Below are 16,423 nucleotides of genomic sequence, written 5' to 3'. Positions count from 1 at the left end.
TAGGTGAATTTTATCAAAAGTGCTTCATGAGAATGGGTTTTTCGAGGTGCCCTAAGGGCAGTTGCCAATTTGTCTTTGTGCTGGAATGAACCATCCAATTGATTTAGATCGCCGATATCAGATGCATCGTTATTGCTTTCTTTATCCATTGCCATCACCTAGTCGTTCAAATTACAGGCTGATCATAGGCCGGCCCGACATAATTCCTCCATACTCTGACAATGTCTCACCAATAAGTATGCCTTCATCTGTAATGTCAAATAATCGAATGTCCTTGCTATGCCGACTGCCACGGACTTTAACGATCGACAGGACGCGTTTGAATTGGCCCGTGATTTCTATATAGCGCTGCACAATAATGGCGTCTGCCAGAAAGGCACTCCCAAATGGACTAAAACGCAAGTCGGTGTAACGGTCTTCCAGTTCCGATGTCATTAATATGGTCACGCCCAAATCAGTGAGTTCGGCAACCATCCTGTATAGTGACCCACGAAAATCTTCGCTAAACTCAGGGGCCAGCGCCAGCTCAAATCCAGACAAGGAGTCGATGACAACGCGCTTTGCTTGCAATCGGTCAATAGTTTCAATCAAATCATGCAAGGTTTCATCAAGCGACAAATCCAGGGAACGAGTATCGATCACCCCAACTTGTCCTGCCTTGACCAGCGCATTCAATTTATTGTTCAGCAGTTGGCTAGGGCTCTTCTCAAATGCCGCTATCACACCTGGCTCACCTCTACGCACACCTTCGGCGAGAAACTCCGTTGCCAATATGGTTTTCCCAGACCCCGATGGTCCTACCACGAGCAGTGAATATCCAATTGGTAAGCCGCCGCCAAGCATTTCATCCAGGCCAGCTGTTCCCATTGGAAGACGTTCTTCTCCAGTGGGTATGTTGATTATTGACTCAGCCGCTGTGGGGTGTTTGATAATAGCGCGCGGAAAAATGTGGATTCCTTCATCACTAATGCGAAATGTATGCAAGCCGGGGGCCTGGGCTTGACCACGCATTTTGACCACTTGTATCTTGCGTACCATTGAATTACGGTGCAAATTTTGCGTAAGCCACAGGATGCCATCTGCCACTGTAAAAACAGGACTAGACTCCGCTTCTGGCCTTAAATATTCACCGATTAAAAATGTGGTTGCCTGCCAGCCCGTCATTTGCATGCCCAGTTGCTGCACGAACCGTTGTAGCTCGGCCGCCCCCTTTTCTTCCTGCTTTGCAGACTGAACGACTGATCTAAATGAATCAACAAATACAAGGCTGGGAGCATAATCTTTTACTTCATCGGCAATGCGTGACAGCACTCTGCCAAAATCTCCATCGAGAAGGTCTGCAGACAGATTAACGAAGCGGATAGACTCATTGACTTTATCAATATCAAAAAACAGAAACTGCTGTTGATAACGAAGCATCTTTAGAGCGGGTTCCCCAAGCACCGTGAAGTACAAAGCCCGATTATCAGGGGTTGCCAACGAGAACATGATTTGGTGAGCAAGTGTTGTTTTTCCGCTTCCTGGCGTGCCCGCAATCAGATTAAATGAAAATTCAGGCAGCCCTCCACCTAACAAATTGTCCAAGCCAGGTACGCCAGTTGTCAGTCGACGTATGCATACCTTTTTACTCATTTTCGAACTCCTTACTGGTGTTAGCCAAAGCGCTATTGCCCCAAGCTGAACTTAAAATAGTGGTAGTTAATTGCTCGCCAATTAACGAGGCCAGGATGTCAGTAAAAGTGATCAGCAGCAGACAGTTTGCTTCGCTGACTTTCTCAGGAGACTGTCCATCAAAATCTATTTTTAATTCCGGGAGTCGTTGATCAATCAGCGGTAACTTTGAGCTGGCCGCAACCCAGGGAAACGTTGATTGAGTAAGGGATATACTCCTCGAGTAAAGTGAATTGAAACCAATTTCACCGACTATTGAAATGATTTCAGTAGCCATCTGTTCCCACAGCTTTATCGCGGCATCCACTGCTTCTTCGGGATTCATTGCGATATGATCTTTAATTATATTGTGTCGCAGCAAGCAATTGGTTTCCATAATATAAAGGATCAATAGTTGATAAGCTAACTTAGCGATGCAGGTAACCTGCAACCGTAGTTTTAGTAGTTACTCAGCACAGGGGATTTTCTGGTTCTGCCGCTTTAACTGAGAACAGCGCAATTTCAACCGCCAAATCACAATCAAAACTGGCAATCTGTCACCTATCGTGTTGTAGCGAAAGTATTATGAACACAATAACACAGGTACCATGTTCTTTAGGCCGTAGAGCAAGTGCATAAAGTTTTTCCCAGTGCCTTGAGCATGATGAGCAAAATTCGAGAAGCGTGTCCGTGTTATATTTATTGATCCGGCATCGTTTATATAGTAAGACAATAGCTCTCATTTTCTTACCGCAATATGAAAAGACTTCTGATGCTGCGACAAACTCAGCACGATCAGCAGTAAAATTTAATTTATTGTTGGATCATATAGCTACGATAAAAAAATATTACAAATATTTTATATTTGTTTCATAATGAGCTCTACGAATTTTTAATTATTAAAAAAGCGTCGCCTGATGAGTTAGTTTCTTGGGTTATGGGTGTCCTGACCTGCTAGCGCGGGTTTTCGATAGCAACTGAGAAAGCTGATGGATACTACCGCGATGTGTTAGTAGCTTGCTACTAGCCTTCAAGATGCAGATTACTATCCAGCGCATGTTTTGTATGTACGGTAACGTACATAGCTTAATTTAATAGTTACACTATTACTCCTAACTAATTATTTAATTAGCGGAGTGTGCCTATAAAATTTCAACTGTTTTAATAAGCTACTTATGCTCATTACTTCCTCACAGGTTACCAACCACAATCACCTCCTTGCAGCTCTGAAAGCGGATGAATTTGACCGCTTGAAACCCCATCTGGAGTTGATCCAGATGCGACTCGGCAACGCCCTCTATGAATCCGGTGATCGGCTGCAATATGTCTGGTTTCCTACGACTGCCATCGTGTCGATGCAATGCATCATGGAAGATGGTGCTTCGTCAGAAATCGCGGGCGTCGGCAATGAAGGCGTACTTGGTGTTTCACTTTTCATCGGTGGTGCAGTTACGCCTAACCGGGCAATTGTGCAGACTGGCGGCTACGGTTACCGCATTAAAGCTGGATTAGTGCTGCAAGAATTCAATCGCATTGAATCGTTTCACCGTTTAGTACTGCTTTATATTCAAGCATTAATCGCTCAAATTTCCATGACGGCAGCCTGCAATCGACACCATACTATCGAGCAGCAGCTTTGTCGCTGGTTGTTATTAACCATCGACCGACTGACCTCAACAGACTTAATCATGACGCAAGAATTGATTGCCAGTATGCTTGGCGTTCGCCGCGAAGGCATCACGGAAGCCGCCGGAAATTTGAAAAAAGCTGATTTTATTAACTATCGCCGTGGGCACATTGCAGTACTTGATCGACATGGATTGGAAACCCTCACTTGCGAATGTTATCAAGTGGTCAAAAAAGAATTCAATTGCTTACTTACGACGTACGCTACCACCAGAGATTCATCTTCTCAAGCGTTTAGAAAAAAATGAATAACCTGCGTTCTTTCAATTCGTTCGAATTCTAAGGGCACCTCTAATCCATGAAAAATCTCCAGTAAATACTAGGTACGATTCGACAGATTGCCATGTACCCACCGTCCTCTCCACACTCTAAAACGTGCTATCCGGCCAGCGCTACGTATCATAAGTATCCCGCTCCTAACGCAATTTCTGGTGAGTAACAAGCTGCAACCCCTTTAAGAAGACGAAAAAGTATGGGCGTTGTGCTTAATTCTCCTGATAAAGTCTTATGTGTGTAAACGTACATAACAAATATTTCACTCATGATATTCTACAATCGGTTAATGTTTAACCTTGATTTAATACGTTAGTGGGAGTACAGGTTCACAACGGGAAGTATAGATATAATTCGCATGCATTAAAATGCACAGAGACAATTTATTTACAATATAAATCATTATGTTACGAGTTAACCCAAAGCAAGAACTTCCGTAAATATGAAATGACTTAAAGCTTTTTAGCTAATCGCCGCTATAGCTACAACTGAATAATAAAATTCAATCATGCATGCCATAACGGTGACAACCTCAAAAAGTCGAAAATGTGGTTAAATTGAGTTTTTTGCTCAGTTTTTATAGGGACTCTTAGAATTATGCTTAGCAAGCCTGATGTTCTCAACGCCAACCTCCTGATAGTTGATGATCAGGAGGTTAATGTATGCCTACTTGAAGAAACGCTACGCGGGGCTGGCTATACGCGCATAACATCGACGCAGAACCCTTATGAAGTCAGTGAATTGCATCGTAAAAACAGCTATGACCTGATTCTACTCGACTTGCTGATGCCTGGAATGGATGGCTTTCAGGTGCTGGAAGAATTGGAGAAAATCGAAAATGATAGCTACCTTCCGGTACTCGTAATTACCGCACAACCAGATCACAAGCTGCGCGCGTTAAAAGCCGGCGCGAAAGATTTTATCAGCAAGCCTTTTGATCTGGCCGAAGTTCGAACACGTATCCATAATTTGCTGGAAGTGCGGCTTTTATATAAAAGGCTTGAAAATTACAGCAAAGAGTTGGAGGAGACTGTACAAGTACGAACTGCAGAACTGCGGGAAAGCGAAATTCGATTTCGCCGTCTGACCGAACTGTCGTCTGACTGGTATTGGGAGCAAGACGAGGCTGGCCATTTCACCCAAATTTTTGGCCCAGTTCTTGAGTTACTCGGTATTGAGGCTATCGACATACTTGACGAACCTAGTGAAACTACAGAAGCACATTGGAACAAAGAAGAGCAGGCGTTACTAGTAGCATATATAGCAGACAGACGACCGTTCCTGGATTTCGTCTACAGAAGGCACCATCCAGATGGTTCGTTGCAATATTTTATGATTAGCGGAGAACCGATGTTCGATTCATCCGGTTGCTTTACAGGGTATCGCGGTGTGGGCAAGGACATTACTGAAAGCATACATCCCGCATCGTAATATTTAGCACTGGTCGTTATTGCAGCGAACCCTGATCTCGACCACGACAAATATTTTTCTCTGGCACGGTTTCCTGCGTTATATCAACGGGGAGGAATATTTTAATTTCTCACTCTGGTGACGGTGGTAAAATTTCAACTGTACCCGTCATTTCACCACCATGCCCCAACCCTCTTTCATTCATCTGCGCCTGCACAGCGAATACTCCATTGTCGATGGCATTGTGCGCATTCCTGAGGCGATTACTGCCGCCAAGCTGGATGCAATGCCCGCGCTAGCGCTTACTGATCTCAACAATGTATTCGGCCTGATCAAGTTCTATCGGGCAGCGCGTACCGCTGGCATCAAGCCCATCATTGGCTGTGATGTGTTTATCAGTAACCCGGTTGAGCGTGACAAGCCTTCCCGTTTGCTATTGTTATGCCAGTCTAATGTTGGCTATCTGCGCATGTGTAATTTAGTGACACGCGCTTATCTGGAAAGGCAAAACAGCGGTCGTATCGAGATACACAAACAATGGTTGCGAGAAGGGACAGAGGGACTGCTCGCATTATCTGGTGCACAACTCGGAGAGGTCGGCACAGCACTGTTAAATGGCAATCAGGCAACGGCACGCCAGCTTGCACTTGATTGGGCGGAGATGTTTTCCGGTCGATATTATCTGGAAGTGCAGCGTACCGGAATGGCGCGTGAAGAGCACCTTGTGCACGAAACGGTCAAACTGGCTACAGAGCTGGCTTTGCCGGTGGTAGCTACACATCCAATTCAGTTTCTTAGCCAGGATGATTACAAAGCGCACGAGGCGCGCGTGTGCATCGCCGAAGGGTATGTGCTGAACGACAAGCGACGCGTGCGTCAATTTACCACGCAGCAGTATTTCAAAACACAAGCCGAGATGATGACGCTGTTCGCTGATTTTCCTGAAGCGTTGCAAAACAGCATTGAGATCGCCAAGCGTTGCAATTTGACCTTACAACTGGGTAAGGCCTATTTGCCAGATTTCCCTACCCCAAATGGCGAAAGTCTTGATGATTTTATACGATCGGAATCCGAACACGGTTTGCATCAGCGCATGCTGCAGCTGTATCCGGATGAAACTGTGCGCGCCGCGCAGATGCAGGAATATACCGCACGCCTGTCGTTCGAGATTGAGACCATTATAAAAATGGGTTTTTCCGGTTATTTTTTGATCGTGGCAGATTTCATCCGATGGGCTAAACTTAATGGCGTACCGGTTGGCCCCGGCCGCGGCTCTGGCGCAGGTTCGCTGGTGGCATACAGTCTCGGCATCACCGACCTAGACCCGTTGCGCTACGCCCTGCTGTTTGAACGCTTTTTGAATCCAGAACGCGTATCTATGCCCGACTTCGATATAGATTTCTGCCAGGATGGGCGCGAGCGTGTCATCGACTATGTGAAACAAAAATATGGCGCAGCAAGTGTGTCGCAGATTTCCACATTCGGCACCATGGCGTCCAAAGCGGTGATCCGCGATGTCGGGCGTGTGCTGGATTTTCCTTACGGCCTGTGCGATCGCTTGTCCAAGCTTGTTCCGCTGGAAGGCGTCAAACCGGTGTCGCTTAAAAAAGCACGTGAACTGGAACCGGAATTCAACGCGATCATCAGTAGTGAAGAAGGCGTAGAAGAGCTGCTTGAACTGGGTGCACGGCTGGAAGATTTAACACGCAATGTCGGCATGCACGCAGGTGGGGTGCTGATCGCTCCAGGCAAGCTGACTGACTTTTGTCCTCTTTATTACGCCGAGGGCAGCGACAAAGGTATCAGTCAGTTTGACAAAGATGATGTGGAAAAAATCGGCTTGGTTAAATTCGATTTTTTGGGGTTGCGCACGCTCACTATCATTGACTGGGCGGTAAAATATGTAAACCAGATGCCATCAGGACTAGGCTTTTCCATAGAAAATCTTCCATTGGAGGACAAGCCAACTTTCGCACTGCTCAAGGCTGCTAACACTACCGCGATCTTTCAGCTTGAATCGCCTGGCATGAAAAAGCTGATTGTTAAGCTGCAACCGGACACATTTGAAGATATTGTGGCGCTAGTCGCGTTATATCGCCCAGGTCCACTCGAATCAGGCATGGTTGAGGATTTCATCAACCGCAAACATGGCCGTTCCAAAGCTGATTATTTTCATCCTGAACTGGAGATTTCGCTCAAGCCAACTTATGGTGTGATCGTGTACCAAGAGCAAGTGATGCAGATCGCACAGGTCATCGGCGGTTATTCTCTGGGAGCAGCGGATGTTTTGCGTCGCGCCATGGGGAAGAAAAATGCTGACGAGATGGCGATGCAACGCAGCACCTTCGTGGATGGCGCTGTAGCGCGCGCTATCAACAAGCAGTTAGCAGAGCAACTGTTCGATTTGATGGAAAAATTCGCTGGATACGGCTTTAACAAATCCCATTCTGCCGCCTACGCTTTGGTGTCCTATCAAACCGCCTATCTAAAAGCGCATTACCCGGCGGCATTCATGGCGGCCACATTGTCATCGGATATGGATAATACCGACAAAGTGCATATTTTCTATCTCGACACCCTGGTGCAAGGAATATGTATTTTGCCGCCGGATATTAACTCGTCTGTAAACTGCTTTATGCCGGTGGATGAAAAAACGATTGCGTATGGATTGGGAGCCATTAAGGGTACAGGCAAAGCCGCAATAGATAGCATTGAAGATGCACGTAAACTCGGTGGGCCATTCCGCGATCTCTTCGATTTTTGTCACCGCGTTGACAAGCGCGTAGTGAATCGTCGCGCCACTGAAGCACTGATCCGCGGTGGCGCATTTGATACGATTTCGGATCATCGCCATCAATTGCTGGCATCACTTGAGATCGCGCTGAGTAGTGCGGAACAGCAAGCACGAACGGTCAATCAAAATAGCCTGTTCGAGGATGATGCAAGTGCGGCGATGCCGGTGCAAATGAAGGATGTCCCGCACTGGACGTTGCGTGAACAACTGCAGCAAGAAAAAGCCAGCTTGGGCTTTTATCTCAGTGGCCATCCCTATCAAGAATATGCCAACGAGCTGGAAAATTTCGTCAAGATACGTCTGGCCGATATCACACCACAAGCTATGCCGCAAAACGGCAACAACAAGCGAGGGGGAATGCCGGTGATATTAGCTGGCATAGTTTCTGGCTTGCGAATACAGCAGACGCGACGTGGGCGTATGGCAATTGTCACGCTGGATGATGGCAGCGCACAGTTGGAAATGATGGTATTCAATGAAGTTTTCGAGGCCAATCGCCCGTGGATACGTGAAGATGAATTGTTAGTGGTGCGTGGGAAAGCCAGTCTCGACGAGTATTCCGGCAACATGCGTGTCAATGGTGAAGAGTTATTTGATTTCGCGTCAGCACGTTCCACTTTCGCTAAGCGTCTGGAACTGAGTATTTCGTCTGACGTACAGATTAGCGTGAACCAGTTAAAAAAAGTGCTCGAGCCCTACCGAGAGGGCAAATGTATGGCTGTAATCTGCTACCGCAATGCCAGCGGGAGCGCTCACATAAAGCTGGGCGAGTCCTGGTCTGCCACTCTACACAATGATCTAATGAGTGGATTAAAGAAACTACTGGGCGAACAGAACGTTCATATCGCTTATAAATGAGCAAGAATGTACCTCGCGATGCAACGGATTTTCGATGAGAGGGGTCGCCACCCTTTGCGCTTGAGCTCAATTCAATCGAACATATGTGGGATGGATCGCGCGGGAAACACGTCTATAAACCCGTCTTCGATAGTCTAGGTACACTGGGGATCAGTTGGAAATGCCTTACGTACCTTCGAGCTCAATGCGCCAATGGTCAAGTGCTATTGGCGCTTTTAAATTGATCAACAGAAAGTGACGGGAAATCCGCCGTTTAGCTGGGAAATTACTTCACTGAGGTAGAATATGTCCATGGACAACTTTACAGACTCGCTGAATCGCACGTTCACCTCCTCGGCCGAACAGATGATGCAGCACCTTCCACAGTTTCTCGGAGCCCTCACTCTACTACTCATGGGCTGGGTGCTGGCTCGATTGCTGCGAATAGCCACCCGCCGCGCTGTCACGCTGCTGGACTCGTTGATTAGCCGCAGCACAGGACAACCCCGCTGGAATATCGGCCGCTCGGCCGCCGTATTCGGTGGTGTTGTGTATTGGGTGGTGCTGTTGTTTTTCGTCACTGCAGCGACGCAAATGCTTGGGTTGCAATACTTCACGGACTGGTTAGCACGATTACTCGAACATCTGCCTGCTCTGGCTGCCGGGTTGCTGATAGTTGTAGCGGGATTCGTCTTGTCCGGCTTCTTCGGCGATCTTGTACAGGCCACCGCTACGCGGCTGGCGCCGCCGCAACGCCGGGCGCTGTCGCGCCTTGCACAAGGCGCAACTTTGGCAGTGGCGCTGCTGGTCGGCGCAGATCAGATCGGTCTCAAGGTCACGTGGGTTGCAATCCTGGCCGCGGTTATCGTGGCAACGGTGCTTGGCGGCGTGGCTCTCGCCGTCAGCTTAGGTGCGCGTGGCTATGTCGCCAACTTGATCGGCGCGTTCTACATGCGCCAAGCGTTGCAACTCGGTCAGCGCGTGAGCGTCGCCGGCCACGAGGGGCATATCGTTGATGTCACTGCAACTTCATTAGTGCTCGAAACCAACAATGGCCGCATTTTGCTGCCCGGTCGCATCTATCACGATGAAGCGATCGTGATATTCGCTCGCACGGATGCTAACTGAGCGGCGCACGATGGCGGAGTCACGAGAGCATCCACTCAGTCTGGCTTTCATGCGCGGACACCCCGTCCAAGCCGCGCGTGTGCTTGAAGCACTACCCGCAGCCGATGTAGCACAGATGTTTACCAGTGTGCCAGCGCGACTAGGGGCAGCAGTGCTGGCTGCAATGCTGCCTAATCGGGCGGCACTTTGCATCGCTGCACTAGAAGATGCACGCACACTGGAATTGCTGGCCACCATGGGCACTCAGCCGATGGTGGCGCTCTTACGCCATTTACCGGAACTGCGGAGGCAGGACCTCATCGGCAGGTTGCCAGCCGTCACAGCGTTGGCCTCGACGCTGTTGCTCGGTTATGCCGAAGACACGCTGGGTGCCTGGGCCGACCCGGACGTGCTCACGCTGAGCGCCAAGACGCGCGTCGCCGATGCATTGGCGCACGTGCGTTTGGCACCGCCCGCACACCCTGTGGTGTTCGTCGCCGACGGCGAGCTCCGGCTTGCGGGTACGGTATCTCTCCAAGCGCTGATGCAAGCACCGGGCGAGTCCACTTTGGCCACGCTGATGCGACGGTCAAGCGTTGTGCTTGCCGCCCATGCACCACTCTTGGGCACGGCTGAACATCCGGGCTGGGAGCAATGTTCACTGTTGCCCGTGGTGGAGACGAGCCAAAGACTTGTGGGCGTACTTACACACGATGCATTGGCTCGGGCGCTGAAACAAGCCGCATCGCCCGGCATACGTAGCTCTGTCGATGCAAGCTTGACGGAGCTACTCGCGCGCGGCTACTGGCAGGCCTTGTCCGGATTGATTGATGGAGGGCTTTTCCTGCTGCCTCGAGTAGCACCAGTGCTGCCACTCAACGAGGCGCATACCAGTGCTAAAGGGCCTTCTAATGGCAGCTGACACACTATCCATGGATCCGGCCGACGCAGCATTAACACGTCGCTTCCTGCTCGACTACCCACAGGAAGCGGCGCGGCTGTTCGAAGCCATGCCGACCGACGAAGCCGCCGTGCTGTTAGCCGGGCAGCCACCGCACGCGGCCCTGCGTGCTTGGCAGGTGCTGGCTCCGGACGTGGCGATGCAGGTGCTACAACAATTACCCGTGTCGCTAGCCGAACACCTTCTGGCCGAGGCTGAGCCGGTGATCAGCGTGGCCGCGCTCACGCAACTGGATGCGGCGCAACGCGAGGCATGGTTGAAACGCCTGCACGCGGAGGTCGCGCACGAATTGCGCGGTCTGCTTGCCTACCCGGAGGATTGCGCCGGCCGAATGATGGATCCGCGCGTGAGCCCACTGCGCAGCGGCATGACGGTCGCCGAAGCTGTTGAGCGGTTGCGTCAGATCCGGCGCAGCGGTCTGCGCGAACTCTTCGTCGTTGACGACGACGGGCGCTTGACCGGCCGCGTCGAAGTGCAGGACCTGGCGCTCGCCAACCGTGACTTGCCACTGTCCGACATCACGCGCGCCATCGTTGCGCAGATCGGTGATCTGGATCCGCGTGAGGAGGTGGTTGAGACCTTGCAGAAGCAGCCCATTACCTTATTGCCGGTTGTCAACGTCAGCGGCCGTTTCATCGGCGTCATCCGCCAAGCCGAATTAATGGCGGCCGTCGAAGAAGAATCCAGTCTCGATATCCAGACCATGGTCGGCGCCAGCCCCGACGAACGTGCGTTGTCGCCGCCCTTGTTTGCAGTGAGAAAGCGCCTGCCATGGTTGCAAATCAATCTGCTAACGGCCTTTCTTGCCTCGGCCGTGGTTGGATTGTTCGAAAACACTATCGCGCAAATTACTGCGCTAGCCGTGCTGCTGCCAGTAGTCGCTGGCCAGTCGGGTAATGCTGGCGCGCAGGCGCTGGCCGTGACCATGCGCGGCTTGGTGCTGCGTGAAATCAGCTTGCGTCACTGGCCGGTCGTTGTGGGTAAGGAGGCCTTGGTCGGCGTCATGAACGGTATTGCGGTGGCAGCCACCACCGGGCTGGTGGTCTACATATGGAGCCGTTCTCTGCCGTTAGTTGGCGTGATCATGCTGGCGATGGTAATTTCGATGTTCGCTGCGGGCCTGGCCGGTGCACTGGTACCAATATTGCTGAGACGTATCGGTCAGGACCCAGCCACCGCGTCTTCGATCATCCTCACCACGGTGACCGACATCGTCGGCTTCTTCTCATTCCTCGGCATCGCAGCTGTATTCGCGCCTTTGCTGAAGAATGTCAGCGGATGAAAACATCTACTTTTAAACCACTACCGTATATAGGCACCGCACAGGCTGATGTATTAGGGGGGGTGGCAAAAAAAATTCGGCCAGTATCTTAGAGCGGATTACTTAATTCTCATGCCAGGTTGTGCGCCATCGTCCGGACTGAGGATGAATAAACCAGGCGCATCGCCAGAAGCCGCCAACACCATGCCTTCTGACAAACCGAATTTCATCTTGCGAGGTGCAAGATTAGCTACCATCACGGTCATGCGTCCTATTAATTTTTCCGGAACATAAACCGATTTAATGCCCGCGAACACGGTGCGCGGTTGTGCTTCGCCGATGTCCAAAGTCAGTTTCAGCAGCTTCTCGGCACCTTCTATATGTTCAGCGTTAACAATTTTAGCTACGCGTAAATCAACTTTGCTGAAGTCGTCAATACTGATGGTATCGCCAATAGGCGCGATGGCATCTTGCTGCGCTTCGGCATGACGTGCTGGTGAGTGAGAATCCGTTGCGGGTTCACTAATTTGTTTGTTGGCTTCAATCATTGTTTCGATAAGTTTAGGGTCAATACGGGTCATCAGATGTTGGTAGGGATTAATTTTGGTGGTCAATGAAGTTGCATCACTCCAGATGAATTTTTCAGGTAATCCAAAAAGACATTTAGCGACCTGTTCTGAAAGTACGGGAAGTATTGGTGCCAGTAAAACTGAAATCACCTTGAATTCGTGCAAGATTAAAGAGCAACACTGTTGCAATTCGTTTCGCTTGCTTGGATCTTTAGCGAGAAGCCATGGCTTTACATCGTTAAACGTTTCGTTCAACTGGTCAGCACGTTCCATAATGCGCCGGATTACTTGTGAATACTCCCGTGCTTCATAAAGTTTTGCAACCTCATCACTTAGGTTCGCATCGAATGCTTTAAATTCCGTAAGATCATCGAATCCTGAGTATTTTAATTCGCCGTTAAAATGTTCCGTAATAAACCCTGCGGCACGGCTCGCGATGTTGACGTACTTACCGATCAGATCACTGTTAACTTTTGCTACGAAGTCATCAAGATTCAGGTCAAGGTCTTGCATCGTGCCATTGATCTTGGCAGCGTAATAGTAGCGCAAATATTCCGGGTTGAGCCCCTGTTTAAGGTAACTTTCGGCAGTGATAAAGGTGCCACGCGACTTGCTCATTTTTTCACCGTTAACGGTGAGGAAACCATGTGCGAATAGTTTGGACGGGGTGCGGAAACCAGCGTGTTGCAGCATCGCTGGCCAGAATAGAGCGTGAAAATACAAAATATCTTTGCCGATAAAATGATACAGCTCGGTATCCGAGCCTTGCTTCCAGTAATCATCGAAATTTGGCCCGGCGGCCGATTTGCAGAGCCGAGCAAAACTGCCCATGTAGCCCACTGGCGCGTCTAGCCACACATAAAAGTACTTACCCGGTGCATCCGGTATCTCAAAGCCGAAATAAGGCGCGTCGCGCGAGATGTCCCAGTCGTTGAGCTTATTTTCGCCTACAGCGCCCAGCCATTCTTGCATCTTGTTAGCGGCTTCAGCTTGCAGCGTTCCGCTACGTGTCCATTCGCGCAGGAATTGCTGGCAAGTGTCGGCGGAGAGTTTAAAAAAGTAATGGTCGGAGTTACGCCGCTCAGGTTCCGCGCCGGACACAACAGAGTAAGGATTAATTAATTCGGTGGGCGAATAAGTGGTGCCGCACGCTTCGCAGTTGTCGCCGTATTGATCCTTGGCGTGACACTTCGGACATTCACCCTTGATGAAACGATCCGGTAAGAACATGTTCTTGACGGGGTCGTAGAACTGCTCGACTGAACGCACTTCAATCAAGCCTGCGGCTTTAAGTTTGCGGTAAATCTCCTGTGAATATTCTTTAGTCTCGGCGCTGTTGGTGCTACCGTAGTGGTCGAACTCAACATGAAATCCGTCGAAGTCTGCCTTGTGTTCATACCACACGCGATCTATCAATTGTTCCGGGGCAATACCTTCTTTTTCAGCGCGAAGCATGATAGGCGTGCCGTGAGTATCATCAGCACAGACGTAATAACAGGTGTTGCCCATCATTTTTTGGAAGCGCACCCATATATCGGTTTGAATATATTCGACCAAATGACCCAAGTGAATACTACCGTTGGCATAAGGTAATGCGGACGTAACCAGTATCTTGCGCGGCATAAATGGAAAATCCCTTCTAAAGAGTCGTAATTGTAGCAAAATTGGACTATAGGCGTGACAAGGAATCTTGGGTAGAATGCTTGCCCCCTATCGTTTTAATTGCAGGAGCAGCACATGAGCTTTACCGACGCAGATATTCAGGCCACACTGACAAACTTAATTGACCCCAACACAAAAAAAGATTTCGTAGCGGGCAAGTCGGTAAAAAATATAAAAATCAGCGGTGATAATTTATCGCTCGACATCCAGCTAGGATACCCTGCGAAAAGCGTGTGGGACGAGATACGTGTGATGGTGGAAAATCACCTGCGTAGCGCTTTACCAAATATCAACACCCTTTCCGTGAATGTGAGCAGCAAGGTAGTGCCCCATGCCGTGCAGCGCGGCGTAAAGCTGGTTGATGGCGTTAAAAATATAATTGCGGTGGCCAGCGGCAAAGGTGGAGTGGGTAAATCAACTACGGCGGTGAATTTGGCGCTGGCACTTGCGGCGGAAGGCGCGCGCGTCGGAATTCTGGATGCAGATATCTATGGCCCTTCCCTGCCCACCATGATGGGCATCAAAGGCGAGCCCGTATCGCGTGATGGCAAGTCGGTCGAGCCAATGCTGGGACATGGATTGCAGGTCATGTCTATCGGTTTCATGATTAAAGGCGAGGATGTGCCAATGGTCTGGCGCGGCCCGATGGTCACTCAAGCGCTGGATCAACTGTTAAATCAGACGCGCTGGAATGAGGTGGACTATCTAATAGTGGACATGCCGCCCGGTACTGGCGATATCCAATTAACGCTGTCGCAAAAAGTACCCGTGACCGGGGCGATTATCGTGACCACTCCACAAGACATCGCGCTGATGGATGCGCGCAAGGGCCTCAAAATGTTCGAGAAGGTGAGCATAAAGATATTGGGAATTGTTGAAAACATGAGCACGCACATCTGCTCGAAATGTGGGCATGAGGAACATATTTTCGGTAGCGGCGGAGCCGAAAAAATGTGCAACGACTACCAAGCAGAGTTTCTTGGTTCATTGCCTTTGGACATCAGCATCCGCGAGCAGACCGATGCCGGCGAACCTACCGTAGCGGCCAACCCCGATGGTTCGATTGCCAAAGAATACAAGCAGGTAGCACGGCGGCTGGCAGTAAAAATTGCTGAAATGGCGCAAGACTACAGTGCGGCATTCCCTAAAATTGTAATGCAAAAAACTTAAGGGATGAATTATGTGCAAAACATAATGAAATATTTATATTTTTATACTGTCCCCTTGAACATAACCTCTATATCGAATTAGACATGAGCATTAAAGCAGACAAGTGGATACATCGCATGGCCAAAGAACACGGCATGATCGAGCCGTTCGAGCCAGGGCAAGTTAAAGAAAGGGATGGCCACCGCATCGTGTCATATGGCACGTCGAGCTACGGCTATGACATCCGTTGTTCAGATGAATTCAAGCTATTTACTAACATCAATAGCACCATCGTCGATCCGAAGAATTTTGATGCCGACTCTTTCGTCGAGCTCAAGAGCGACTATTGCATCATCCCGCCTAACTCTTTCGCGCTGGCGCGCACCGTGGAGCACTTCCGCATTCCTCGCAACATACTAACCATTTGCTTGGGGAAGTCCACTTACGCGCGGTGCGGCATAATCGTCAATGTCACACCGTTAGAGCCGGAATGGGAGGGCTATGTTACGCTGGAGTTTTCAAATACCACACCACTACCGGCAAAAATTTACGCTAATGAGGGCGTGGCACAGGTGATATTTTTCGAATCCGACGAGGTATGTGAAGTCTCATACAAGGATAGGAGCGGCAAATATCAGGGGCAGATTGGGGTTACTTTACCCAAAATATAAATTATGTTCAGATGGCACATAAGCTGTTCAACATGCACCATAATCAATACGACATTTAGAAAAAATGTCAATCGTATCCGTAAGGTCGTTCCACCCATTGAATTATACTGAATCATTTCGAGGCATATACTTATGGCATTCTGTCCGCAAATCATTTGGCGTAGTCCCACAGGCGAGGTGGTCGCCTGCGTGGAAAAAAACAAGGTGCTAAGCGAGAACATGGAAGAGATCCGCCAAATCTGCCAAGATGCGCTGGAAGATGCAGTACTAATGGGTTGTGACGAACAACAGTTTCGCGCAGTACTGACTGAGTTGGTCAACGAACTGAAAAACCCCTACCCCACGCGTGATTAACTGAACCAGAATAGCATTAAATTTTTTTGATCAACTCCA

12 protein-coding genes are annotated in these 16,423 nt (G+C 49.5%); 9 read left to right on the top strand and 3 right to left on the bottom strand.

What is annotated here, in order from left to right; all coding sequences use genetic code 11:
* Positions 1-171: 171 nt before the first annotated feature.
* Both MJ770_RS02275 and MJ770_RS02270 read right to left on the bottom strand, forming a co-directional pair.
* Positions 172-1,632 (bottom strand): ATPase domain-containing protein, encoded by a 1,461-nt coding sequence (locus MJ770_RS02275; protein WP_239249984.1) that lies wholly within the window; start codon positions 1,630-1,632, stop codon positions 172-174.
* Complete coding sequence (locus MJ770_RS02270) at positions 1,625-1,996, bottom strand: hypothetical protein (protein ID WP_239249983.1); 372 nt, start codon at positions 1,994-1,996, stop codon at positions 1,625-1,627. Before MJ770_RS02270 ends, MJ770_RS02275 begins: the two co-directional genes overlap by 8 nt.
* An 829-nt stretch (positions 1,997-2,825) precedes the next feature.
* Here MJ770_RS02270 and MJ770_RS02265 point away from each other — a divergent pair.
* The 6 genes from MJ770_RS02265 (at position 2,826) to MJ770_RS02240 (ending at position 12,000) form a co-directional block, all read left to right on the top strand.
* Entirely contained in the window at positions 2,826-3,584 is a 759-nt protein-coding gene (locus MJ770_RS02265; RefSeq protein ID WP_239249982.1) for a Crp/Fnr family transcriptional regulator, read from the top strand.
* Between the two features lie 622 nt (positions 3,585-4,206).
* Positions 4,207-5,040 carry a response regulator gene (locus MJ770_RS02260; protein WP_239249981.1) on the top strand — a complete coding sequence of 278 codons (834 nt, stop codon included), beginning with the start codon at positions 4,207-4,209 and terminating at the stop codon, positions 5,038-5,040.
* 160 nt (positions 5,041-5,200) lie between these two features.
* Positions 5,201-8,671 carry a DNA polymerase III subunit alpha gene (gene dnaE, locus MJ770_RS02255; RefSeq protein WP_239249980.1) on the top strand — a complete coding sequence of 1,157 codons (3,471 nt, stop codon included), beginning with the start codon at positions 5,201-5,203 and terminating at the stop codon, positions 8,669-8,671.
* A 291-nt stretch (positions 8,672-8,962) separates the two neighbouring features.
* A complete protein-coding gene (locus tag MJ770_RS02250) occupies positions 8,963-9,778 on the top strand; it encodes a mechanosensitive ion channel family protein (protein WP_239249979.1) in 816 nt (271 codons plus the stop codon).
* Between the two features lie 10 nt (positions 9,779-9,788).
* On the top strand, positions 9,789-10,679 hold the full coding sequence (locus MJ770_RS02245; RefSeq protein ID WP_239249978.1) for a magnesium transporter MgtE N-terminal domain-containing protein: 891 nt from the start codon (positions 9,789-9,791) through the stop codon (positions 10,677-10,679).
* Between the two features lie 10 nt (positions 10,680-10,689).
* Positions 10,690-12,000 carry a magnesium transporter gene (locus tag MJ770_RS02240; RefSeq protein WP_239249977.1) on the top strand — a complete coding sequence of 437 codons (1,311 nt, stop codon included), beginning with the start codon at positions 10,690-10,692 and terminating at the stop codon, positions 11,998-12,000.
* A 98-nt stretch (positions 12,001-12,098) separates the two neighbouring features.
* On the opposite strand, the gene metG is transcribed toward MJ770_RS02240, so the two are convergent.
* Positions 12,099-14,171, bottom strand: a complete 2,073-nt coding sequence (gene metG / locus MJ770_RS02235; protein ID WP_239249976.1) for a methionine--tRNA ligase — start codon at positions 14,169-14,171, stop codon at positions 12,099-12,101.
* Between the two features lie 114 nt (positions 14,172-14,285).
* On the opposite strand from metG, the gene apbC reads away from it, so the two are divergent.
* The 3 genes from apbC (at position 14,286) to MJ770_RS02220 (ending at position 16,384) form a co-directional block, all read left to right on the top strand.
* Complete coding sequence (apbC, locus tag MJ770_RS02230) at positions 14,286-15,380, top strand: iron-sulfur cluster carrier protein ApbC (protein WP_239249975.1); 1,095 nt, start codon at positions 14,286-14,288, stop codon at positions 15,378-15,380.
* An 83-nt stretch (positions 15,381-15,463) separates the two neighbouring features.
* The gene (dcd, locus tag MJ770_RS02225) at positions 15,464-16,030 is read left to right on the top strand and encodes a dCTP deaminase (protein WP_239249974.1); all 567 of its coding nucleotides are present in this window, start codon (positions 15,464-15,466) and stop codon (positions 16,028-16,030) included.
* A gap of 132 nt (positions 16,031-16,162) precedes the next feature.
* Positions 16,163-16,384 (top strand): hypothetical protein, encoded by a 222-nt coding sequence (locus MJ770_RS02220; RefSeq protein ID WP_239249973.1) that lies wholly within the window; start codon positions 16,163-16,165, stop codon positions 16,382-16,384.
* Positions 16,385-16,423: the final 39 nt, after the last annotated feature.

Origin of the sequence: Candidatus Nitrotoga sp. M5, assembly GCF_927904885.1 — a bacterium.
Lineage (GTDB): Bacteria > Pseudomonadota > Gammaproteobacteria > Burkholderiales > Gallionellaceae > Nitrotoga.
This window is presented reverse-complemented; position numbering and strand designations above follow the sequence as displayed.

What these genes read in the sequence shown, in the direction of transcription:
- MJ770_RS02260 (WP_239249981.1), top strand. Translation starts at nt 4,207, where the DNA reads ATGCTTAGCAAGCCTGATGTTCTCAACGCCAACCTCCTGATAGTTGAT.
- MJ770_RS02245 (WP_239249978.1), top strand. Translation starts at nt 9,789, where the DNA reads ATGGCGGAGTCACGAGAGCATCCACTCAGTCTGGCTTTCATGCGCGGA.
- MJ770_RS02265 (WP_239249982.1), top strand. Translation starts at nt 2,826, where the DNA reads ATGCTCATTACTTCCTCACAGGTTACCAACCACAATCACCTCCTTGCA.
- MJ770_RS02270 (WP_239249983.1), bottom strand. Translation starts at nt 1,996, where the DNA reads ATGAATCCCGAAGAAGCAGTGGATGCCGCGATAAAGCTGTGGGAACAG.
- dnaE (WP_239249980.1), top strand. Translation starts at nt 5,201, where the DNA reads ATGCCCCAACCCTCTTTCATTCATCTGCGCCTGCACAGCGAATACTCC.
- MJ770_RS02220 (WP_239249973.1), top strand. Translation starts at nt 16,163, where the DNA reads ATGGCATTCTGTCCGCAAATCATTTGGCGTAGTCCCACAGGCGAGGTG.
- MJ770_RS02240 (WP_239249977.1), top strand. Translation starts at nt 10,690, where the DNA reads ATGGATCCGGCCGACGCAGCATTAACACGTCGCTTCCTGCTCGACTAC.
- apbC (WP_239249975.1), top strand. Translation starts at nt 14,286, where the DNA reads ATGAGCTTTACCGACGCAGATATTCAGGCCACACTGACAAACTTAATT.
- MJ770_RS02250 (WP_239249979.1), top strand. Translation starts at nt 8,963, where the DNA reads ATGGACAACTTTACAGACTCGCTGAATCGCACGTTCACCTCCTCGGCC.
- metG (WP_239249976.1), bottom strand. Translation starts at nt 14,171, where the DNA reads ATGCCGCGCAAGATACTGGTTACGTCCGCATTACCTTATGCCAACGGT.
- dcd (WP_239249974.1), top strand. Translation starts at nt 15,464, where the DNA reads ATGAGCATTAAAGCAGACAAGTGGATACATCGCATGGCCAAAGAACAC.
- MJ770_RS02275 (WP_239249984.1), bottom strand. Translation starts at nt 1,632, where the DNA reads ATGAGTAAAAAGGTATGCATACGTCGACTGACAACTGGCGTACCTGGC.